The 21527-nt window shown below is 71.5% G+C and carries 22 protein-coding genes and 2 pseudogenes; 14 read left to right on the top strand and 10 right to left on the bottom strand.

What is annotated here, in order from left to right:
* The first annotated feature begins 38 nt into the window (after positions 1–38).
* From ACF088_RS25555 to ACF088_RS25535, 5 genes are read left to right on the top strand one after another with little or no spacing between them, the layout of a single operon-like run.
* Positions 39–1241, top strand: a complete 1203-nt coding sequence (locus ACF088_RS25555; RefSeq protein ID WP_392378109.1) for a hypothetical protein — start codon at positions 39–41, stop codon at positions 1239–1241.
* Between the two features lie 5 nt (positions 1242–1246).
* Positions 1247–2011 carry a tyrosine-protein phosphatase gene (locus tag ACF088_RS25550; protein ID WP_392378107.1) on the top strand — a complete coding sequence of 255 codons (765 nt, stop codon included), beginning with the start codon at positions 1247–1249 and terminating at the stop codon, positions 2009–2011.
* Entirely contained in the window at positions 2008–3060 is a 1053-nt protein-coding gene (locus tag ACF088_RS25545) for a GNAT family N-acetyltransferase (protein WP_392378105.1), read from the top strand. The genes ACF088_RS25550 and ACF088_RS25545 overlap by 4 nt, the downstream gene beginning before the upstream one ends.
* Positions 3057–3548: a hypothetical protein gene (locus tag ACF088_RS25540; RefSeq protein ID WP_392378104.1), complete on the top strand. Its 492-nt coding sequence runs from the start codon at positions 3057–3059 to the stop codon at positions 3546–3548. The genes ACF088_RS25545 and ACF088_RS25540 overlap by 4 nt, the downstream gene beginning before the upstream one ends.
* On the top strand, positions 3545–4171 hold the full coding sequence (locus tag ACF088_RS25535; RefSeq protein WP_392378102.1) for a 2OG-Fe(II) oxygenase: 627 nt from the start codon (positions 3545–3547) through the stop codon (positions 4169–4171). Before ACF088_RS25540 ends, ACF088_RS25535 begins: the two co-directional genes overlap by 4 nt.
* A gap of 43 nt (positions 4172–4214) precedes the next feature.
* Here ACF088_RS25535 and ACF088_RS25530 read toward each other — a convergent pair whose 3' ends face one another.
* From ACF088_RS25530 to ACF088_RS25510, 5 genes and pseudogenes are all read right to left on the bottom strand, one after another.
* Positions 4215–4670 (bottom strand): nucleoside-diphosphate kinase, encoded by a 456-nt coding sequence (locus ACF088_RS25530; protein WP_392378100.1) that lies wholly within the window; start codon positions 4668–4670, stop codon positions 4215–4217.
* Positions 4671–4696: 26 nt separating this feature from the next.
* The gene (locus ACF088_RS25525; protein WP_392378099.1) at positions 4697–5455 is read right to left on the bottom strand and encodes an IclR family transcriptional regulator; all 759 of its coding nucleotides are present in this window, start codon (positions 5453–5455) and stop codon (positions 4697–4699) included.
* 94 nt (positions 5456–5549) lie between these two features.
* Positions 5550–5687, bottom strand: a pseudogene (locus ACF088_RS25520) (3-oxoacyl-[acyl-carrier-protein] synthase III C-terminal domain-containing protein); the annotation flags it as partial.
* 57 nt (positions 5688–5744) lie between these two features.
* On the bottom strand, positions 5745–5951 hold the full coding sequence (locus tag ACF088_RS25515; RefSeq protein WP_392378097.1) for a hypothetical protein: 207 nt from the start codon (positions 5949–5951) through the stop codon (positions 5745–5747).
* 194 nt (positions 5952–6145) lie between these two features.
* The gene (locus ACF088_RS25510; RefSeq protein WP_392378096.1) at positions 6146–6382 is read right to left on the bottom strand and encodes an MbtH family NRPS accessory protein; all 237 of its coding nucleotides are present in this window, start codon (positions 6380–6382) and stop codon (positions 6146–6148) included.
* Between the two features lie 1806 nt (positions 6383–8188).
* On the opposite strand from ACF088_RS25510, the gene ACF088_RS25505 reads away from it, so the two are divergent.
* The 3 genes and pseudogenes from ACF088_RS25505 to ACF088_RS25495 form a co-directional block, all read left to right on the top strand.
* On the top strand, positions 8189–8437 hold the full coding sequence (locus ACF088_RS25505; RefSeq protein WP_392378095.1) for a hypothetical protein: 249 nt from the start codon (positions 8189–8191) through the stop codon (positions 8435–8437).
* A gap of 8 nt (positions 8438–8445) precedes the next feature.
* Positions 8446–8790: a hypothetical protein gene (locus ACF088_RS25500; protein WP_392378094.1), complete on the top strand. Its 345-nt coding sequence runs from the start codon at positions 8446–8448 to the stop codon at positions 8788–8790.
* A gap of 116 nt (positions 8791–8906) precedes the next feature.
* Positions 8907–9035: pseudogene (locus tag ACF088_RS25495) on the top strand (ISAzo13 family transposase); the annotation flags it as partial.
* On the opposite strand, the gene ACF088_RS25490 reads toward ACF088_RS25495, so the two are convergent.
* From ACF088_RS25490 to ACF088_RS25470, 5 genes are all read right to left on the bottom strand, one after another.
* A complete protein-coding gene (locus tag ACF088_RS25490) occupies positions 8995–10221 on the bottom strand; it encodes an acyl-CoA dehydrogenase family protein (protein WP_392378093.1) in 1227 nt (408 codons plus the stop codon). The pseudogene ACF088_RS25495 and the gene ACF088_RS25490 sit on opposite strands and share 41 nt — an antisense overlap.
* A gap of 219 nt (positions 10222–10440) precedes the next feature.
* Positions 10441–11235 carry an SDR family NAD(P)-dependent oxidoreductase gene (locus ACF088_RS25485; protein ID WP_392378092.1) on the bottom strand — a complete coding sequence of 265 codons (795 nt, stop codon included), beginning with the start codon at positions 11233–11235 and terminating at the stop codon, positions 10441–10443.
* A gap of 238 nt (positions 11236–11473) precedes the next feature.
* Entirely contained in the window at positions 11474–11908 is a 435-nt protein-coding gene (locus tag ACF088_RS25480; RefSeq protein WP_392378091.1) for an SH3 domain-containing protein, read from the bottom strand.
* Between the two features lie 174 nt (positions 11909–12082).
* Complete coding sequence (locus ACF088_RS25475; RefSeq protein ID WP_392378090.1) at positions 12083–12847, bottom strand: VOC family protein; 765 nt, start codon at positions 12845–12847, stop codon at positions 12083–12085.
* A gap of 133 nt (positions 12848–12980) precedes the next feature.
* Positions 12981–14126 carry an FAD-dependent oxidoreductase gene (locus ACF088_RS25470; protein WP_392378089.1) on the bottom strand — a complete coding sequence of 382 codons (1146 nt, stop codon included), beginning with the start codon at positions 14124–14126 and terminating at the stop codon, positions 12981–12983.
* 325 nt (positions 14127–14451) lie between these two features.
* Here ACF088_RS25470 and ACF088_RS25465 point away from each other — a divergent pair, with 325 nt between their 5' ends.
* From ACF088_RS25465 to ACF088_RS25440, 6 genes are all read left to right on the top strand, one after another.
* Positions 14452–15462: a FecCD family ABC transporter permease gene (locus ACF088_RS25465; RefSeq protein ID WP_392378192.1), complete on the top strand. Its 1011-nt coding sequence runs from the start codon at positions 14452–14454 to the stop codon at positions 15460–15462.
* Complete coding sequence (locus ACF088_RS25460; protein ID WP_392378088.1) at positions 15459–16535, top strand: FecCD family ABC transporter permease; 1077 nt, start codon at positions 15459–15461, stop codon at positions 16533–16535. Before ACF088_RS25465 ends, ACF088_RS25460 begins: the two co-directional genes overlap by 4 nt.
* On the top strand, positions 16532–17344 hold the full coding sequence (locus ACF088_RS25455; protein WP_392378087.1) for an ABC transporter ATP-binding protein: 813 nt from the start codon (positions 16532–16534) through the stop codon (positions 17342–17344). The genes ACF088_RS25460 and ACF088_RS25455 overlap by 4 nt, the downstream gene beginning before the upstream one ends.
* Before the next feature lie 60 nt (positions 17345–17404).
* Complete coding sequence (locus ACF088_RS25450; protein ID WP_392378086.1) at positions 17405–18418, top strand: ABC transporter substrate-binding protein; 1014 nt, start codon at positions 17405–17407, stop codon at positions 18416–18418.
* Positions 18419–18510: 92 nt separating this feature from the next.
* Positions 18511–19701 carry an acetyl-CoA carboxylase biotin carboxylase subunit family protein gene (locus ACF088_RS25445; protein WP_392378085.1) on the top strand — a complete coding sequence of 397 codons (1191 nt, stop codon included), beginning with the start codon at positions 18511–18513 and terminating at the stop codon, positions 19699–19701.
* A complete protein-coding gene (locus ACF088_RS25440; protein ID WP_392378084.1) occupies positions 19698–21527 on the top strand; it encodes an IucA/IucC family protein in 1830 nt (609 codons plus the stop codon). Before ACF088_RS25445 ends, ACF088_RS25440 begins: the two co-directional genes overlap by 4 nt.

Here is a 21527-nt window from a genome sequence, read left to right as displayed (position 1 = left end):
GAGCCTTCGCGCCTCCACGCCCCCGACGAAGGAGGCCCATGGCCGTCACCGCCGCATCCCCGCAGATCGGCCCCCGTCCGGCGCGCCCGCTTGCGGCCGCCGAGACGTTCCGGCTCGTGCTTCCACCGGCGGAACTGACCGTGCACAGTGCGCTGCCCGGGCTCCGAGCCGCGATCAGCGCCCTGGTGCACCCCCTGTTCGAGGTGGGCGACACCGTGTCCCCGACGGCACCGCGCCTGACCGTAACGGCCCGCGCGGGGGACAACACCGCCCTGCCCGGCCCGCAGGAACTGGGCACCGCACCACAGCTGCTGGTGCACCCGGACGGGCCCCGCTTCGTCGTCCTGGAGCGCTCCGCCGGCCGCACCGTGCTCCTGCGCGACGGCGAGGCCGACAGCGCACCCCTCGTCATCACCGCGACCCCCGGCGCAGGAGCGGTGTCAGCCGAGGCGCCGGACGCGGGGCCCGCCTCCGTACGGGCCGTCGTCCGGCTGCTGGGCACGCTCCTCGGCGGGCAGCTCACCGGTCGTGGGGCGGTGTTCCTGCACGGATCGGCCGTGGCCGTGAAGGGTTCCTCGGTGGTGATGCTGGGGCCCAAGCACCGGGGCAAGTCGTCGCTGGCCTTCCTCGCCGTCACGCTGTGCGGCGCGGGCTTCGTGTCCGACGACACCCTCGTCGCCTGGTCACGACGGGGCGGCGTCCCGCCGGCCCTGCGTGGCTGGCCGAAGCGCATCGGCATCGCCACGGCCCTGCTCGCCGGCCATCCCGCCCGCGGTGCCTTCGAGCGCGCGTCGCTGCGGCGCCACGGTTCCGGCACTCAGCGGGTATGCGCCGACGCCGCCTGGAGCACCGCGCCCGACGGCCGGAAGCGGATCTTCGCGGATCTGGACGAGTTCACGTCGCTGACCGGAGCCGCCGTAGCCACGGACACCCGCCCGGCGGGCATCGTGTTGCCACAGGCAGACGGGGACCGCAGGGGCTGGCAGATCGACCCCGTCACCGACCGGACGGAGGCGCTCGACGGCGCCCTGCTGTCCGGGCCGGACCTGCGGCACTACACCGACTACCTCGGCCTGCTGCCACGCCCGCGCCCCGAGCCCGCTGTCCGCGCGGACGTCCTCGCGGCGCTCGGGGCCCTGCCGTGCGTCAGGGTCCGCTATGGCCCGGACGTCAACGCCGACTTCCCCCGGTTCTGGGACGAGGTCACCGCGGCGCTCGCCCTGCCGGTCGGGGCGCGGTGAGCGCCGTGTCCGCCGCACCCGGAATCAACTACCGCATGCCGCTGGTTTCCGGTCTGCGGCCCGGCGTTCTGCACCGGTCCGGTGACCTCACCGCGTTCACGGCGGACGAGGCCGGTGTGCTCGTGGCGCGGCACGGCCTGGCCTCGGTACTGGACCTCCGCTCGGATTCCGAGGTGGCGCGCTACGGGCCGCCGAGCGGACTGCTCGCCCGCGGCGTGCGCTGGCTGCGCGTGCCGCTCACCGGGTATCCGCGTGACACCATCGCCGCGCGGCGGCCCGGCGTCGCCGACCGCACGCGGTACCTGCACGGCATCCTGACCGATGCGGCCCCCGAGAGCTGGCCGCTTCTGTTCCGGGCACTGGCCGGGGCGGCGGACCGTCCGTTCCTGTTGAGCTGCCACTTCGGCAAGGACCGCACCGGTGTGGTCGTGGCCGCCGTGCTCGCGCTGGTCGGCGCGCCCCGGCACGAGATCGCCGCCGATTACGCCGCCGGCCTGGCCGATCTGGTCGCCAAGGCCGACCGCTTCAGGGACAAGTGGCTGCGGCGTGGCCACACCCGTGAGGAGTACCTCTCCCGGCTGCACACCTCCCCCGTGACGATGGAACGTTGGCTGACCGAGGTGACCAGGCGTCACGGCGGCATCGAAGAGGCGCTGTTGGCGCTCGGCGTGGCGGCGGACGACGTGGCACGGGTGCGCGGGCTGCTGGCCGCGAGCGCGTCCGTGCGTCCCCGGCACCCGGCCGGTGACGTGCCGGAGGACCTTCGATGAGCGCCCGCGCACCGGGGGACGGCGTCCAGGTGCGGACGCCGGTGCCGGATCACGAGTGGCACAACACGCTGGCCGAGGCCGGCCAGGACGCGCTGCCGAGCCAGACGCCGGGATGGCGGTCGGCCGTGTGCGGGCACGGCTGGCGGGACGCGACGCGCCTCTACACCTGGCCCGACGGCACCAGGCTGCTGGTGCCGCTGGTGCGGTCCGCGGACGGGGCCTGTGCGGAGTACGCGTCGTGGCCGGAGGGGTGGGGCGTGGGCGGTGTGCTCGGGGCCCCAGGCGCGGTCACTCCAGACCGCGCGAGGGCCGTACTGCGTGACCTGGCGTCCCTGCCCGCCGGCCGGGTCTACCTGCGTCCGCATCCCGCGTCGACAGCAATGTGGGATGCGCTGGTTCCACCGGGCACCCGGCGCAATCCGCGGATGACGCAGATCCTGCCCCTGGAGGGCGACTTCGACCACGTGTGGCGCCACCGCTTCCGTGGCAAGCTGCGCTCCGCCGTACGACGAGCCGAACGGGCCGGACTCACGGTCGAACACGACAGCTCGGGCCGGCTGCTCCCGGAGTTCGACCGGCTCTTCGAGCTCTCGCTCGACCGATGGGACCGCCAGTCGGACGAGCCGGTGGGAGAAGTGCGCCGGAGGGTGCGCGCGAAGAACCCGCTGACGAAATTCACCGCCGTCGCCGACCACTTGGGCCCGCACTGCCGGGTCTGGCTGGCGCGCCATGGCGGGCAGGCGGCCGCCGCGGTGGTGGCGCTCTACCAGGGGCCGTACGTCGTCTACTGGCAGGGGGCCATGGACAAGGCCCGGGCCGCGCCCACCTACGCGGCGCCGTACCTGCTGCACCTGGTCATCGAGGACGCCTGCGCGCGCGGCGCACGGGCGCTCCACATGGGGGACACCTATCCCGGTACGTCGGTGACCCGTTTCAAGACGGCTTTCGGCCCGGATGAGTACCACACTGCCGGCTACTGGCTCCCGGGGACGGGCGCCGGCAGGCGAGCGCCGGCAGAGGACGAGAGGGAAGACATGAGGACGTCATGAAAGACCGTCACTGGAGGACCCGTTACCGTGTCGGCGCGTACGAGGTGTGGGGTACCTCGCTGGACAGTGAGGAGCGCCGACGGCAGGCACCGTACGCCGAACCGGCCGAGATCGGCCTCTACCTCGACGAGCGCTGGCGCGGCGAAACGGACGCCCGTACCCCGTACTTCGTGTACTGGCCCACGCTGGAGGCCCCGGTGGAGAGGTCGCTGCTGGTGCGGCGGATCAAGGAGGCAGCCGCGGCGCTGGAGAACGGCACCACCGTGGAGGTGGCCTGCTTCGGCGGACACGGACGCACGGGCACCGTGCTGTGCTGCCTGGACGTGGTCCTGGGCGGGGTCACGGCGCAGGCCGCCCTGGAGCGGATCCGGCGTGAATACTGTCATTACGCGGTGGGGTCGGCCGAGCTTCAACACTTCCTCTTCGACGTGGAAGAGGAGCTGGCGCCCGGTGCCCCCGAGCCGTTGCGCGCCGGGGAGGCCCGTTGAGCACACCGCTGGTCTCCTTCGACCGCACGACGGCCGAGGACGACCCGTTCCGCTGGTACCACGTCCGGGACACGTTCGCTCCCGCCGATGCGAGAGCGCTGCGCGAGACGTTTCCCCGGGACGGCTTCCGGATGGTCACCCGCACGGGCCTGGCCAAGTCGTATGCGATGTACCACCGCCAACTGCACCCCGTGGACGAGGCGGAGGCCGACGTCGCCGGGCTCGCCGGACTCTGGAGGCGGCTGGTCGCCGAGGTCACGGGGCCGGCTTACCGTGCGGCCGTGGCCGGGCTGACGGGCCTGCCGGTCGGCGACGCGCCCGTCGAGGTGAACGTCTGGCGGTACGGCGCGCGTTGCTGGCTGGACCCGCATGTCGACAAGCCGGAGAAGCTGGTCACCCACGTCCTGTACTTCAACGAAGCGTGGCCCGCGAGGCGGGGCGGTGATCTCCTGCTGCTGGGTTCCTCGTCCGGTGACGATGTGGTGCGGCGGGTCACTCCCGCCGCCAACACCGGAGTCCTCCTCGTACGGGGCGAGGACAGCTGGCACGCCGTGGAGCGGGTGCACGGCGAGGCGGGTGGACTGGAGCGGCTGTCGGCCCAAGTGGTCTTCCACCGTGCGTGAGCGGCCGGACGGGCCCGGCCGGCGGGGCCGGTACTGCCGCCCGCTACCGGCACGGCCGTACCAGGGGGCCGAACACCCCCCGCTCATGGTCCCGTTCGCCGCATGTCTCCGGGCAGTGGGCGACATTGCGCCGCTCGTCCGTGCCGAAGCGGCGGCGTATGTCCGTCTTGACGCGGCGCGTCCGGCGCAGCGCGTCGTCCCCGACGACGGCCAGCAGCAGCATGGGCCCCTCGCAGAGGTAGGCGAGCGTGAGGGGGCCGTCCGGCTCGTTCAGCTTCTCCGGGTACCAGTGCTCGGCCTGGGCCCGGGTCAGCCGGAGACGGCCGACGGGTTCGACGGTCAGTCCGGCCTGCTGCAGTGCCCGGACCACCTCCGGGGCCAGCCCGCGGCTGACTCCGTCCGGCTTGACCAGCACATGGGTGTCCCGGGCGGTGTCGCAGGGTGCGGGCCGCCCGCGGCCGGGCCGGTGCCGGATGACGGACAGGATTCGGCGGCGCACGGACCGGCGGTTCACGGACCGGCGGTTCACTGCACGGGAACCGGACCGGAGGCGCTCCGCAGGGCGCGCGAGAGCCCCGCCCCGGCGGCCCGGAGGTGCGCGGCCATCCGTGCCGGGTGCGTCAGCTCCGGGGGACCCGCGACGGCCAGCGCGGCGATCAGGGCATCGGAAGCGTCCAGTACGGGCGCGGCGATCGCCACCGTCTCCGATCCACGGCGTGCGATCGCGAAGCCCTGTTCCGCGACGCGGGCCAGTTCCTCCGCCGACGGCTCGCGGACGGCTCTGCGAGGGCCGCGCCACTCGACACGGCCGGTACCGGCGGGGGCGAGCCGGGCGCGGTGGACCCGGAGGAGCTTGGCCACCGCGCACGCCGCCGCCTCGCTCTCCGCCGGGGAGCCGGTGGCGGGGTCGGCCCCCCGGCCGCCGAGCACCCCGCCCGCCATGACCGGGTCGAGGCCGTTCGGAAGGAACAGGAACGCGCTCTGCCGGGTGAGGTCGTGCATCCGCTTGAGATGCGGATGCGCCAGTTGACTCAGCATGCGTTGACGGGGCACGCGCGTGCCCAGCGTGAACAGACTGAGCCCCAGGCGCAGGCCTCTGTCCCCGCGCTCCAGCATGCCCGCGTCGACGAGTTCGGCTATCAGGCGGTGGGCGGTCGGCTTGGGCAGGTCGGCACGGCGCGCGAGTTCGGACAGGGCCAGCTCGAAGTCCCCTGGGCGGAAACAGGCCAGGATCGAGAGCCCCCGGGAGAGCATGGACCGTGTGGTGCGCATCTGACCGGTCAAGGGAGTGTCCTCCTGGTCGCTGAGCGGGCGGTTGCGGGAGATCCGGTCCTCGGCCAGAGGCTTCGGACCCCCCGGGCCCGAGCGCGTAACTCGGGCCCGCACCGGGGCCCGGCAGCAGAACCGGGTCCCCGCTCCGGATCTCGCCGGTACCGATAAGCCGGGAAAGCGCCAGGGGCACGGACACCGCGGAGGTGTTGCCGCTCCAGACGAAAGCTGCGGCGGCTCGTCCCAGCCCGTAGGGGACCGTCCGTGATGCCGAGGGCGCAGCAAACGCCGACGCATCCGGCGTTCACGTCGCATACCGCCGCGGCCGGGTGTCCTGGCCCGGCCCCGCTACCCAGCCTTCGACGACAGGCCGGGCCACGCAGCAGTGGCCGAGTCCCCCGTCGAAGATGTCGAAGCTGATGTCGAAGCTGTCGAGCACGGCGCGCAGGGATACCGTGACCGCCCTCGTCGAGGACCGGCCACCACGGTTCACCTCGATGTTGCTCTCCACCCCGGAGCACCTCTCTGAGCGGAGGCCGGGTCTGCTGCCGGGCATGGTGAAGACACCCGCACGCAGTCCGCCGTCCTGCCCCGGCTCCGGCCCTGTACCCCGCCGCTTTCCCTGCGGCGGCTGTGCGGGTGCTTCATGCCCTGAGTCCTGACTCAACTGAATCCCCCGTTGTCGCCGTTGCACGGCTGCCGCCCTCAGGTGCCGGCCCGGTCCCCGGCCGACAGCGGACTCTCCGGCCTCATGTCGGCCCAGGTGGCGGTTTCGTGGTCAAGGCGACTTTGCCGGCCAGAAGGGCCAGAGACGACGTCCCCCGTCTGCACTTCTGCGAATTCGAGCGACAGAGAGTACGTCCTCTCCTTGTTGACCACGACCGGAAATCGGGCATTCTCGGAGTCGAACGAATGACGCACTTCTGATCCCCCGTCATGCATGTGAGTCCGGCCACCGGGACCTTCCCACCGCGTCAGACCAAAGGGTCTGGAAACCGGCCGCAGCGCGAGAAACGCGGAGTCGTCGCGCCGCGCTCGATTTCTATCAGGTCGCCGCAACCCGATGCGCCCACAGTCGCCCCTTCCGGCCACTTGCCCGCCCCGCACCCCCACCACCTCCCGTCACTCCACTTCAAACCAAATATCCATTTTGGCCGCATTCGCCGACCTACCAATCACCACAGAGCAGACACTTCGGTACCGCACCAGCACGTAACATGTACGTCGCAATCCATACTTTTGGCTGTAAACCACAGGTCAGACGCTCATGCGGGCAAAAGGGCCTTCCGTTCGGTGGCACAAGACCAGCGGCGAACGGGGCCACAGGGGCATCGCGCACAGCACAAGCTGCTCGACGCAGCATGTCGCGCCGACTCCGCACACCCAGCCACAAAAGCCCCACCGCATTCAGCGGAAACAACACCGGCGCTCGTACATCACGAGTTCTCCCTGCCCATTTCCTGCCGTGCGCAGCGCCCTTTTCAGCGCCCCACAGCGGCCGCTCCCGCCCCCCCCCCGCTTATCGACACTTGCACCGGCAAGGAAGTCGCATTTCATTCACCACACCTACGACTTCCGTCGTCACACATCGCGCCCTGAAGCCCCATCGCCACCCGGTGACTGGTGACTGGTGACTGGTGGGCCGGCCCGCTGATGGAGAGGCGCGGTCTCCTCAAAGGGCCGCAAGCGCCGCGGCAAAGCGGTAGGTGTGATCGAGAGGGACGTCCACGTCAGCCTTCATCCGGCGTTGTGCCGAGGTCCGGACAGCCCCTGTGGGCGAGGAGCCTGCTTCAGCAGGTTAGGTACCGGCGAAGGCGGAAGCTCTGCGACCGAGGGCGAAACACCTGGTGGCCCGGGACTGACCGGCCGAGCCTGTGACGGCCGGTTCACACTCGCCGGCGGCGTGGCGCAGCCAGCGGCGGGTGCGCTTCAGGTGGGCCGAGGACCGCTCGACGATTGTCGGCGCCGCCCAATTCTCCAACGAACCTGGCCTCCGACCTGGCCTCCGACCTGGCCATTTAAGTTTCTACCAGTTGTGTGACCATGCGGTGAAGGCACGGAAACCGTGTGATCATGCACCAAGTTGGCGCTGTGCGTTGACGGTGGGCGTTGTTACGGTCGGCGCGTTGAGTTTGCATGCGAACGCGTGGAAAGGTACCGAAATACGGGGGGATGAAGCTGACATGGACAATGCGTTCCGCCAGGAGCTGGAGGAGTTCCAGAGTTACACCGCTGAGCTCCAAGGCAGGCTTTCCGGTCTTCAAGGAAGCCGCCCCGAAAGGGCGGAAGCATCGGACACACAGGGTGCAGTTCGGGTCAGGGTGGACGGTGACGGGGGCTCCCGCAGGACATAGCGGCCGCTTCGGACCGGGGGAAGCGTGGTAAGCCCGATGATCTCGGCATGGCTGTGGTCGAGGCTGCTCGCAATGCACACTCTGAACTCATGGATACCTGGTCACAGAACCTTCCCAGCGGCCCCTGGGGCACGAGCCCGGGAAGGGGAAATGTGGGCTGCAGGCAGCTTCGAAACCGCTCTCGACCAAGGGGCGCAGGCGTCGGGATCGGCTCCGACCGGCCGCGTGACGATCACTCTCACTCCGCATCCCTTACATCGTGTGACGTGGACGCGAGTTGGGCCACAAAGGCATCGGTGATCCGGATCAACCGGTCCCTGGGGCCTGATCAACGAGGCGATGACTGTCCTCCGCGACCCCTGGCGCCTCAACAACCTCTGACAGGAGTACGCCCGTGCCAAATCCCGATATCGAGACGGCCACCCATGTGCTGCGCTCCGAAGCGCGCAGGCGGGATGAACAGAGCGACGCACTGGGAAGGCTTCACCATGCTCACGGCGCGGCCGCAGGCGCAACGGTTCTGGCGGCGCTCGGGGTCTTGGACACCCAGATTGAGGAACTGAACCGCATCAAGGGCCAGGCGAAAGACGTCAGCGACTACCCCGGCCCCCCTGTTGGCACATGGCCCAAGGGCACGGCGTGAGGAGGAGCGTGCCGAAGCGCGTATATCCGTTGGCGGCACTGCTGATACTTCTGGGGATAGGTGGCCTTTGCGCGTCGGTGGCGCTCGCGGTCAATGGGTTTCGTGCGCCGAATGCCCTCTTTCTGATCTCCTTCGTCCCGCTCATGACGGGCCAGATCTACAACCACTACAGGCGAAAGCATGACTGGTTCCACCGAACGTTCCGCACATACGAGAACTTCCGCGCCGAGGTGATCGAGGAGGTGCGCCAAGTGAGGCACGAGAAGGGTGATGCGGCGATCGTGCGGCATCTGAGGGTCCTGTACCCGCACCTCCCGGTGCCGGTGATCACACGGCTGATCAAAGAGCTCTGACCCGGTACCCGCCGGTGGAGGACGGCGACAGCACACCGGGCCGGTGCTGCCAACAGCCTCAAGAACGTCCTCTGAAGCGAGGAAGTCGTGCTGTCGGCTGGTGTGCGGAAGCGGGCGGTGGAGGCAACGTGGGCACCGCCCACGACACCGCCACGTTCGCCGTCGAATCCATCCGCCGCTGGTGGAATGGTTCGTCACACCGGTTCAGCGCCGTACGCGGGGCATCCCGAGGCCGATCCACGAGATGATTTCGCGCTGGATCTCGTTGTTGCCGCCGCCGAAGGTGAAGATGACGGCGGACCGGTAGCCGCGTTCCAGTTCCCCGTGCAGCACCGCGCCGGCCGAGCCCTCTTTGAGCGGGCCCGCGGACCCGACGACCTCCATCAGCCAGGCATAGGCGTCCCGGCGGGCCTCGGAGCCGTAGACCTTGACCGCGGAGGCGTCCTGCGGGGTGAGGGTGCCCTGCTGGAGCGCGTCGACCATCTGCCAGTTCAGCAGCTTCATGGCGTCGAGTCTGGCGTGGGTGCGGGCCAGCCGTCCGCGTACCCAGCCCAGGTCGATGACCCGGCGGCCGTCGCCGAGTTCGGTGCCGGCGGCCCAGCGCTGGACGTTGTGCAGCGCGCGGATGGCCATGGTCCCGTGGGCCGCGAGGGTGACCCGCTCGTGGTTGAGCTGGTTGGTGATGATCCGCCAGCCCTTGTTCTCCTGGCCGACGCGGCGGGAGGCCGGGACGGTGATGTTCTCGTAGTAGCTGGCGGTGGTGTCGTGCGAGGCGAGGGTGTTGATCAGGGTGCAGGAGTAGCCGGGGTCGCTGGTGGGGACGAGGAGCATGGTGATGCCCTTGTGGGGCGGGGCTTGGGGGTCGGTGCGCACGGCGAGCCATACCCAGTCCGCGGTGTCGCCGTTGGTCGTCCAGATCTTCTGACCGTTGACGACGTAATGTCCGCTCTCCTCGTCGCCCACCCGTACGGCGCGGGTCTTGAGGGCGGCCAGGTCGGTCCCGGCGTCCGGTTCGCTGTAGCCGATGGCGAAATCGATCTCGCCGGAGAGGATCCGGGGCAGGAAGTAGGCCTTCTGTTCGTCGGTGCCGAACTGCATGATCGTCGGACCGACGGTGTTCAGCGCCATCAGCGGCAGCGGCACGCCTGCCTGGGCCGCCTCGTCGAAGAAGATGAACTGTTCCGTCGGGGACAGGCCGCGCCCGCCGAACTCCTTGGGCCAGCCGACACCGAGCCAGCCATCGGTGCCCAGCCGTCGTACGGTCTCGCGGTAGAAGCGCTTCTGCTCGGCGGGGCCGGCGAGGGGGCCGCCTCCGGTGGTGGCCTCGGAGCCGTGGGGGCCGGCGTGGGCACCGTCCGGCACCAGCTCGGCGAAGTAGGTGCGCAGCTCGGCGCGCAACTGCTGCTGCTCGGGGGTGTATTCGAGGTGCACGGCCCCTCCAGTTCGTCCGGTCCGGTCGTCGTCCGGTCCGAGGGGCCACAGAATGCTGACGGTCCGTCGGCTGCCGGATCGAGGGGCACAGTAGAACTTGTTCCAGTAATACGGAAGGGCGGCAATGCGGCAATGGGGCAATGGGGAAGGGGCTGCGGCAGAGCGGGGCGGGAGGTGCGTCCGGACGGCGGGAGGCAGCAGCGAGACGCTCGCCCCCGGTCAGGGGACGATCGAGTCGACGTACCCGCCGTCGACACGGACCGCCGCACCGGTCGTCGCCGAGGCGAACGGGGAGCTGAGGTAGACCACCATGGCGGCGATCTCCTCCGGTTCGATCATTCGCTGGATCAGCGACTGCGGCCGGTACTCCCGCATGAACGTGCGCTGCGCCTCGTCCCACGACAGGTCCCGGCCGACGATGTCATGGACGAAGTCCTCCACCCCGCCCGTATGGGTCGGTCCGGCGATGACCGAGTTCACGCACACCCCGCTCCCCGCCGCCTCCTTCGCGAAGCCCCGGGACACCGCGAGCAGCGCCGTCTTGGACATCCCGTAATGAATCATCTCCGCCGGAATCACCAGGGCGGAGTCGCTGGCGATGTTCTGGATGCGGCCCCAGCCCCGTTCGGTCATGCCGGGCAGATAGCGGCGGATCATCCGGACGGCCGTGAGCACATTGATCTCGAAGTACCGCCGCCACTCGGCGTCCTCGATCTCCAGGGCGGGCCGGGGGCCGAAAATGCCCAGATTGTTGATGAGGATGTCCGCCTGCGGTACGGCCTCGGCGATCCGGTCGAGGCCGCTGTCGGTGCCGATGTCGCCGGGCGCCGCGAGAAGTACCGCGCCCGGTTCCTCGGCCCGCATCCGCTCCAGCGCCGCGTCCACGGACCCGGCGCTGCGGCCGTTCACGGCGACCCGGGCTCCGGCGCGGGCCAGCCCCAGGGCGATGGCTGCCCCGATGCCCTGCGTCGACCCGGTCACGATGGCGGTCCGTCCGGTGAGATCGATCTGCATGGTTCCTCTCCTCTCCCCTCCCCTCCTTCTCTTGTCCGTTCTCGGTCCTCCCCCCCTCTCCTCCCCTCTCCTCCCCTTGTCCGTTCCCGGTCCCCCTCCTCGACTCTCGGATTCCCTCCCTTCTCCGTCCTCGGCTTCGGTCACTTGAACTCCGCGAACGGAGGACGGCGCCCGACGCATACACGAAAGCCCGGTCCGGCACCTCCGCGGCACCGGACCGGGCCTTCCCGGGGCTCCATCAGCCCACGGCGTGCTTCGAAATGTTGATCGGGTGCAGCCGGCTGCGCTGGACGTCCTTGCAGTACTTCACAACGCCGCTGTTGGTCACATACTTCGCCGAGACCCAGGTCGCCCGCTCCTCGCGGGTCAGGTACCAGACGGTGTTGCCACCGACGCTCTGGGTGCGGACCTTGCAGACCAGGCCGACCTGCGCACGGTGGTGGAGGTGACCCCGCACGGAGGAGTCGGTGCTGGGGTACTGACGCTGGCTCAGGCCCGTCTTGGCGGTGACCACACCAAAGGGCTTGGTGGGCCCGGGGGCCGTGTGCGCCGGGGCCGCGTGCGCCGGGGCCGCGGCCAGCAGCGTCGCGCCAAGGGCGGCGGCCGCGGTCAGTGCGCCCGCGCCGGCCGCGAGCTTCTTGCCTCGGGCCACGAGGAGGTCGGTCGTGGGCATAGGGGTCTCCTGTTCTCGACGCGCAATGCCACCCATTGCCGCGAAGTGGACATTACGCGTAAACCACTCGCGGAATGTGGTGAAACGACGAACAGGCCGCCGATCGTGTGACAGCACAAGTGCGCCCGTGACACGGGCAGTCGCCGTCCCGCGGGCACACCGGAGCGGCGGGGATCAGCCCTCGGTACCGGCGCCGTGGATCCCGAAGTGCCCTCCCTGTGGATCCCGGATCACCGCGATTCTCGGCCCCGCGGGCACATCGGTCGGGGGCACCAGCAGCATGCCCCCCGACTCGGCGGCCCGGGCGGCCGTCTCGTCGACATCGGCGACTGCGAAGTACGGCAGCCAGTGCGCCCTGACGTCGTCCGGGTAGAACTCGTCCAGCGCGCTCATCCCGCCGAAGTCGGCGCCGTCGACCCCCCATTGCGGGTAGTCCTTGTGGGTGCCCACGGTCCAGCCGAAGATCCGCGTGTAGAAGGCCTTGGCGGCCTCCTCGTCCCGGGTGGCGAGCTCGACCCAGCCGAGCGAGCCCGGTGCGTTGAACACCGCGGCGCCGGCGAACGACCGGCCCTGCCACAGCGAGAAGACCGCGCCTTCCGGGTCGGCCAGTACGGCGAAGCGGCCCAGGTCGAAGACGTCCATCGGCCCCGTGAGCCGGCGTCCGCCCGCCTCGGTGACCGCCGCGGCCTGCGCATCGGCGTCCGGGGTCGCGAACGACACGGTCCAGGCGGTCGGCTGCCCGGGGACGTGGAGCGGGGTCAGCGCGGCGACCGGGGCGGCCCCGAGGTACAGCATGGTGTAGCCGCCCGCCTCGTCGCGCGGGTCGGTCTCGGCGCGCCAGCCGAAGACCTGCCGGTAGTACACCTTGGCGGCGTCCACGTCCGACGTACCCAGCTCCACCCAGCAGGGCGCGCCGGGTGTGGGCTCAGTGATCTTCACGGTGCGTTCCGTCCCTCCGCGCCCGGCCGTGGCCGGGCGGTGCCGCGCTCGCGTCCGCACACTGCCGGTCGGCATTCGTACGCTGCCGATCGTCCGACGGGTGCGACGGGGCCGCAACCGGAGAGCCGGCAGATCACCGCAGGCGGGCGCGCAGATGGCGCAGCGAGCCGCGCGGGGCGTCGGGGGTGAGGGCCTCGGCCAGGCCGCGGGCGGCGCGCTCGGCGGCCTCGGCGGCGCGGGGCAGCAGGGCCGCCTCGTAGGCGCGTACCGCCTCGTCCGGGTCGCCGTGTCCGGCGAGGGCCCGGGCGAGTTCGTCGCCGTCGAGCATGGCGAGGCCGGCACCCGTGCCGGCGAACGGCGGCATCAGATGCGCGGCGTCGCCGAGCAGGGTCAGGCCGGGGGTGTGCGTCCAGGTGTGCGGCACCGGCAGGGCGAACAGCGGCCGGTTGGCGAACCCGCCGTCGTTGTCCCGCAGGAGCGCCAGCAGGCGTTCGTCCCAGCCCGCGAACCGGTCGAGGAGTACGGCGCGGACGGCCTCGGTGTCCGTCATCCGCACCCCGGCCTCCAGCGCCCAGTCCTGGGAGGCGCGGAAGGCGGCATAGAGGCGGATGCGGCCGCGGCTGTTGCGCCGGGCGATCAGCGCCTTACTCGCGGACTCCGCCCTCATGCTGCCGGCGCCGACCAGACGGGCGACCTCGGGATGACGGGCGTCGGCGTCCTCGAATCCGGACTCGACGAACGTGACACCGGTGTAGCGGGGGGTGGCGTCGGAGAGCATCGGCCGGACCCTGGACCAGATGCCGTCGGCACCGACGACCAGGTCGAAGGCCTCGGTGTGGCCGTCGTCGAACTCGGCCCGGTGGCGGCCGTCGCCGAGCGGATGCAGGGTGCGCAGATAGCTGCCCCAGCGCACGGTTTCGGGGGTGAGGGAGTCCAGCAGCAGCCGGCGCAGCTCGCCCCGGTCGATCTCGGGACGGCCGGGCGCACCGGGGGCGGGGGCGTACTGGAAGAGGACCCTCGCGGTGTGGTCGAGCAGCCGCACCTCCTGCCCCTCGGGGCGGGCCAGCGCGGCGAACTCCTCGTGCAGACCGGCGGCCCGCAGCGCCGCCTGACCGGTCGTCAGGTGCAACTGCAGCGTGCCGCCTTGCGGGCGGGCGCCGGCGGAGGCGTCGTGCTCGAAGACGGTGACCGGTACGCCGTTGCGCTGCAGAACGCGGGCACAGGTCAGCCCGCCGGGGCCGGCGCCGATGATCGCGATACGGGGAGTGGTGGGGGTCATGGCGCTCCTCAGGCGGGCAGGACGGCGGGGCCTCTCCCTCAGAAAAGCACATCGGTCGAAAAGCTCCATCGATGCACTTTCCGCGCAACTCGCCCCCTGCACGCGAGAGGCGTGACAGGGAAGTCGCGGTGATTCGCCGGAGTGAGCGGGGACCTGGAGGGGTAGATCACCCCAGGTCGGGGCCTCGCGACCGTCCGGCGGCGGACACTCGTCCGACAAAAAGGACAGTTGATTGTTTAACGCTGTCGCGTTTGCAGATTTAGGTATGCCTAACCTAATGTAACGACGCGTGCCGACGATCAAACCACCTGCCACCGCACCCCCTGTGCCCGATGCGCGTCCCGCCGCGAACCTCCTGCGGCGCGTCCCGCTGTTCGTGGCCGGGCTCTGTGCCCTGGCGGCCTGTACCGCCCTGAGCCTCGCCCTCGGCGCCCGGTCCGTACCGCTGTCCACCGTGTGGGACGCGCTGTCCGGCGCCGTCCACGGACGGGATGCCCTGGTGGTGACCGGACTTCGGCTGCCGCGGACCGTGGTGGCCCTCGCGGTCGGCGCGGCACTCGGCGTCGCCGGTGCGGTCGTCCAGGGCGTCACCCGCAACCCGCTCGCCTCCCCGACGACGCTCGGCATCAATGCGGGCGCGGGCTTCGCGGTGGTCACCGCGATCTATGCACTGCACCTGACCCGCCCCGGCCAGTACGTCTGGTTCGCATTCGCCGGAGCCGCGGCCGCCGCACTGTTCGCCCAGGCGCTGGCCCGGCGCGCGGGAGATCTCGACCCGGCGCGACTCGCGCTGGGCGGCACCGTCCTCCAACTCGTCCTGGTCTCCTGGACCTCGACGGTCATGCTGGCCAGCAAGCGGTCGCTGGACGAGGCCCGGTTCTGGATGGCCGGTTCGCTGGCCGAGCGCCCGCTGTCGGTGCTCTACCCGGTGCTGCCGACCCTGGCGCTGGGCCTGCTCCTCGCACTGGCCCTGGCCCCCGCCCTCAATGCGCTGGCGCTGGGCGACGATGCGGCGCAGGCGCTGGGCGTACGGGTGTCCCGGATCCGGGTGGCGGGCGGTCTGGCCGTCGTCCTGCTCGCCGCGTCGGCGGTGGCGGTGGCCGGTCCGCTGGCCTTCATCGGACTGGCCGCACCGCATCTGGTCCGCCAGCTGCTGCGCACCTCCGACCACCGGATCGTGGTGCCCGGCTGTCTGATCGCCGGTCCCCTGCTGCTGCTCGCCGCCGACATCCTCGGACGGGTCGTCATCCGGCCGTCCGAGCTGCAGGTCGGCATCATCAGCGCATTCCTCGGGGCGCCGCTGCTGGCGCTGCTGGCCCGGAAGGTGGCCCGATGACCGACCTCGCACGGAACGAGCAGCCGCTCGGCTCCCCGTCCTCCTCCCTCTCCCCCGCCCCCCGACGCGGGCGCACGGTCCGCCGGACCCTGCTGCTCGCCCTCGCCGGCCTCGTGGTGCTCGGCGTACTGGTGACGGTGTCGGTGGCCAACGGCGATATGCCGCTGCCGCCCGCCGATGCGGTCCAGGGACTGTTCGGGATCGGCGATTCCGCCACGGTGCTGGTGGTCCAGGAGTTCCGGGCCCCGCGCATGGTCGCGGCGATCGTCGCCGGCGCGGGCCTGGCGGTGGCCGGTGCCCTGCTGCAGCGGCTGTTCCGCAATCCGCTCGCCTCCCCCGATGTGATGGGGGTGACCGGCGGTGCCTCGTTCGGCGCGGTGGCGATGCTGGCCGCCGGGGCCTCACAGGCGCTGATGCCGCTGGCCGCCCTCGGTGGCGGGCTGCTGGCCGCGGTGCTGCTGGGGGTGTTCGGCTGGCGCTCCGGGGTCAGCGTGACCCGCCTGGTGCTGGTCGGTCTCGCCGTACAGGCGGGGCTGTCCGCGGCGGTGAGCTTCATGGTGGTCCGCTTCCCCACCGAGCTGGCCGGTTCGGCCCTCCAGTGGACGACGGGGTCGGTCTACGGGCGGACCTGGACCGAAGTGTGGTCCGCGGGCGGGGCGATGGCCGTGGCGCTGCTCGCCGCCTTCGCACTGCACCGCCGGCTCACGGTCCTCGACCTGGGCGACGACTCGGCGGGCGCGCTCGGTCTGCGCACCCACACCGCCCGCCTGCAGATCCTGGTCGTCGCCATCGTGCTGGCCTCGCTGGCCGCCGCGCTCACCGGCCCGGTCGCCTTTGTCGCGCTCGCCGTCCCGCACATGGTGCGGTTCCTCGCCGGGCCGCCGACCGCCGGGACGCTGGCGCTGTCCGGCCTGGCCGGCGCCGTGCTGCTGCTCGCCTCCGATCTCGTGGCGCAGTACCTGCTGCCGGTCGGCGGGCTGCCGGTCGGCGTGGTCACCGCCACGCTGGGCGCGCCGTGGCTGCTGGTGTTGATGATCCGTCAGAGCAGTTCCGTCAACAGGAGTGTCCGATGACCGCCAACCAGCTCTCCACCCAGGGCCTCGATCTGCGCTACGGCGACCGGCTGATCGTCGGCGGCCTCGACCTGGTGCTGCCCGGCGGCGCCGTCACCGCCGTCGTCGGCCCCAACGCGTGCGGCAAGTCGACCCTGTTGCGCGGGCTGACCCGGCTGCTGGCGCCGTCCGCCGGCACCGTCGCACTGGACGGTGCCGATATCCACCGGATGCCGGCGCGGGCGCTGGCCCTGCGGATGGGGCTGCTCCCCCAGCAGCCGGTCACCCCCGACGCGATCACGGTCGAGGCGCTGGTCCGGCTGGGCCGCTACCCGCACCAGCGGCTGCTGAGCCCCTGGTCGACGGCGGATCAGCAGGCGGTGGAGGAGGCGCTGCGGCGCACCGGCACCCTGGAGCTGCGCGACCAGCCCGTCGACCGGCTCTCCGGCGGCCAGCGGCAGCGCGCCTGGATCGCGCTCGCGCTGGCCCAGGACACCGAGCTGCTGCTGCTCGACGAGCCGACCACCTTCCTCGATCTGCGGCACCAGCTCGATGTCCTCGATCTGGTCGCCGCGTTGCACTCCGAGGCGGACCGCACCGTGGTGATGGTGCTGCACGACCTCGGGCAGGCGGCCCGGTATGCGGATCACCTCGTGGTCCTCAAGGACGGGCAGCTGGCGGCGGCCGGTGCACCGGCGGACGTCCTCGACGCGGAGCTGGTCAAGTCCGTGTTCGACGTGGACTGCCGGGTGATCCCCGACCCCGAGACCGGCACCCCGCTGGTCGTCCCCAAGGGCAGCGCGAAACGGCACACCGCCGTCTCCGCCTGACCCGGCCTCTCCCCCCACAGCCTCTCCCCTTTCCGCTCCCCCTCAGGAAGTTGAACCCTCATGCTGACCAGATCCACTCTTCACGGCGCCGGCCGGCTGCCGGCCGCGCTGCTCGCCGTCGTCCTGGGCACGGGCGCCCTCACCGCGTGCGGCGGCGGCACGTCCTCGGGCGGCGACGACGCGGCGAAGGGCGGCGCCGGCTTCCCGCGCACCGTCAAGAGCGCCATGGGCGGCGACGTGAAGATCCCCGCCAAGCCCAAGCGCGTGGTCGTCCTGGACACCGGTGAGCTCGACGACGTCGCCACGCTCGGCATCAAGCCGGTCGGCGCGGTCTCCCCGCACATGAAGACCGAGGGCGGCTTCCCCTCCTACCTGAAGGACGAGATCGGGGGTGTCAAGGACGTCGGTCCGCTGCTGGAGCCGAACCTGGAGAAGATCATCGCCCTGAAGCCCGACCTGATCCTGTCCTCCAAGGTCCGGCACGAGAAGATCTACGACAAGCTCCAGCAGATCGCGCCGACCGTCTTCACCGAGACCACCGGCGGTCCCTGGAAGGCCAACCTCAAGGTCCACGCCAAGGCGCTGGGTCTGGAGAAGGAAGCCGACCGGAAGCTGAAGGAGTACCAGACCCGGGCCAAGGCGCTGGGCGAGGCCATCAAGAAGAAGTACCACGGCACGATGCCGTCGGCGTCCGTGGTGCGCTTCGTCGCCGGCCCGACCCGCCTCTACCAGAAGTCCTCCTACAGCGGCGTGGTGCTGAACGACATCGGCCTGGCCCGGCCGAAGTCGCAGAGCTCGACCGACCCGGCCAAGACGATGCTCGACGTCAGCCCGGAGCAGATCGACAAGGCCGACGCGGACCTGGTGTTCGTCACCACCGCGGACACGCCGAGCAAGACCCAGCAGAAGGACGTCACGTCCAACCCGGTCTGGAAGGACCTGCCGGCCGTCAAGAAGCACAAGGTCATCAATGTGCCCGACGAGACCTGGATGTCCGGTATCGGCATCCAGGCCGCCGAGCACATGCTCGCCGACGTGGCGAAGGCCACCGGCGTGCCGCTGCCGAAGAGCTGACCCGCCCGAAACGGGGGTGGGCCGCCGTCCCCACGGCCCGCCCCCGCCCTCGATGTCCCCCGCACCACCCTTGATCCTGAAGGGCCCCGCCCATGCGGATGTATCTGCTCGCTCTCAACCCCACCGACTCGGTCACCGAGGGATTCCTCCCCGCCGCCGCCCGCCTCGGTCTCGATGTCACGCTGCTGACGGACCAGCCCGAAGCGCACCGGCGCACCGGCTGCCGGGCAGAGGTCCTGGAGTGCGACGTCCGTGACTTCCGTGCCGTCATCACCCGCATCGCCACCCACCACCCGGCCGCCGCGGTCTTCACCAACAGCGACCATCTGCAGACCCAGGCGGCCCTGGCCGCGGAGTACTTCGGGCTGCCGGGCAAGGACTGGCGGGCCGCGCTGCGCGCCAAGAACAAGGCCGAGATGCGCCGCCACCTCGCCGCGTCCGGCGCCGACACCGTGCGGTCCGCGGAGCTCGCCCCCGGGCAGGACCCCTCGGCGCTCACCGCGGCGGAGCTGCCCTACCCCTGTGTCGTCAAACCCCGCGAGGGCGTGGCCAGCGAGGACGTGATGCTGGCCGCCGGCCCCGGGGAACTGGTGGCGCGCGCCGAGGAGATACAGGCCCGGCGCCCGGAGGGGGCGCTGGTCGCCGAGGAGTTCCTGGCCGGCGAGCTCTACACCCTGGAGACCCTCGGTGACGGCCGGCTGCGCCATGTGCTGGGCGGTTTCCACACCACCCTCTCCGCGCCGCCGTCCTTCATCGAGGAGCGGCACGACTTCGTCGCCGCCCACCCGGAGCCCGTCGTCGCCCAGGTGCTGGCCCAACTCGACGCGCTGGGCGTCGGGTTCGGCGCCTGCCACACGGAGTTCGTGGTGCACGAGGGCCGGGCCCGGCTCATCGAGGTGAACTACCGCGTCATCGGCGATCAGTGCGATCTGCTGCTCGCCCGGGTCCTGGGCATCGAGCTGTTCGAGCACGTCCTGCGGACCCATCTCGGCGAGCCGCTGCCCGCCGACCTCGGTGCCCGGCAGGACGGCGCGGGCCGGGTGGAGTACGCCCTCGCCGACCGGGCCGGGACGCTCACCGCCGCCCCCGCCGCCACGGACCGCGAGACGGACGGCGTACGGCTGGCCTACCGGCCGCTGCGCGCGGTCGGCACCGAGCACCCGCTGTACCGCACCAACCGCGACTACCTCGGTGTCCTGCGGGCCACCGGCACCGACCGCAGTGCCCTGGAGCAGGCCGCGAAGGGCTTCTTCGCCGCCGAGCGCTGGGAGATCTCGTCATGACCGTCTCCCCCGACATCACCGCCGACAACACCACCGACACGACCGCCGACACGACCGGGCCGGAGACGGCCGGGGCCGAGGAGTCCGAGCTGCTGGTGCGGGTGCTCGGTGCACTGCTCCGCGAGGACGTGGTCGGTCTGCGCACCCGCGGCACGCTGCTGGAGCGGCCGGACGGCCCCTGGCTGCGGCTGCCCGCCGGCCCGGACGCCGCTGCCCTGCTGCTGCCGCTGGGCGCGGACGGTTACCAGAGCACCCATGCCGCCCGGCTGCCACTGCTCGTCCGCGAGTCCGACGGCGCCCGGCTCACCTCGGTCGACGCGGTCCTCACCGCTCTGCGCGCGCTCGCCGACCCGGCCGACCGCCCCGGCTTCGATGCCTTCGCCGAGGAGTGCCGGCAGACCCTGGCGACGATGCGGCTGCACACCCGCACCCGGGACGAGGCCGACCGGGTACTGGCAAAGCGCCATGGCGCCGCTACCGGCGCCTGGCAGGGAGTGGACGGCGGGCTGGCGTACGACACCCTCGCCGCACGCATCGACCACCCGGTCTACCCGACCTCGCGGGGCCGCTCCGGCCTGGACGAGGACCAACTGCGGTCCTACGCCCCCGAGTTCCATCCGGAATTCCCGCTGCGCTGGCTGGCCGTACCGCGCGCCGCGATGACCGTCGCGGGCGGCACCGCGGCACTGCCCGGCTGCTGGCCGACGCCGGCGGAGCTGGAGCTGCCGCACCTCGACGACAGCCATCTCGCCCTGCCCGTCCACCCGCTGACGCTCGGCGAAGCGCTGGACGAGGCGCTGCGCGACACCGGTCTGGAGGGCGAGGCGGTGCTGTCCGGGCGCGCCCTGCTCCGCGCGGTGCCGACCCTGTCGATGCGGACCGTGGCGGTGGACGCCGACCCCCGGCTGCATCTGAAGCTGCCGCTGGCCACCGCGACGCTGGGGCTGCGCAACCGGCGCACCATCAAGCCCCGCACCCTCATCGACGGCGCCGAGGGCCAGCGGCTGCTGGACAAGGTGATCGCCCGCGAGCCGCGGTTCGCCGCATCGATCCTGCAGGCCGACGAGACGGTCTACGCGCATGCCGGCCACGAGCTGCTGGCCGTGCTGTGCCGGCGCTACCCGGCCGGGCTGGACGGCAGTGCCGTGGTGCCGATGGCCGCGCTGCTGGGCCGGGCGCCCGGCGGACGGCTGGTGATCGACGAGCTCGCCGACCGCTTCTACGGCGGTGACCCGCTGGCCCTGCTGGATGCCGTTCTCGCCCTGCTCTTCGACTGGCAGACCACCCTGTTCGGCTATGGCTTCGGCCTGGAGTCGCATCAGCAGAACATCTCGCTGGTACTGGACGAGGGGGCACACGGCACCCGGCTGCGGCTGCTGTTCAAGGACAACGACGCGCCGCGCATCAACGCCGTACGGCTGCGGGAGACCCTGGGCGAGGACGCCCCGGACCCCGCCGACTTCGCCGACCCGCGGATCTTCGCGGACCACGACCAACCGGTGCTGGACCTGTTCACCACCATCACCCTCCATCTGTGCGCGGGCTCCTACGCCTTCGGGCTGGCCCGGCACGGACGGGCACCGCTCGACCGGCTGCTGGGCCTGGTCCGCGACCGGCTCGCCGAGGCCGTCGCACGCCTCGGCACCGCGCCGGGCGGGCCCGGCGCCGCGCTGCGCGCCCACGTCCTGGACGCCCCGGAGCTGCCGGTCAAGGCGATGGTCAGCGCCGGCACCCTGCTGTCCAAGGAGCGGTCCGGCGCGGCCGACATCAACAAGCACTACACCACCGGCCCCAACTATCTGCTGCCGACGGGGATTTCCCGATGA

The sequence above is a fragment of the Streptomyces sp. NPDC015125 genome (assembly GCF_043080045.1).
Classification (GTDB): domain Bacteria; phylum Actinomycetota; class Actinomycetes; order Streptomycetales; family Streptomycetaceae; genus Streptomyces.
The sequence above is the reverse complement of the archived record's forward strand: the minus strand, read 5'-3'. Positions and strand labels throughout refer to the sequence as shown.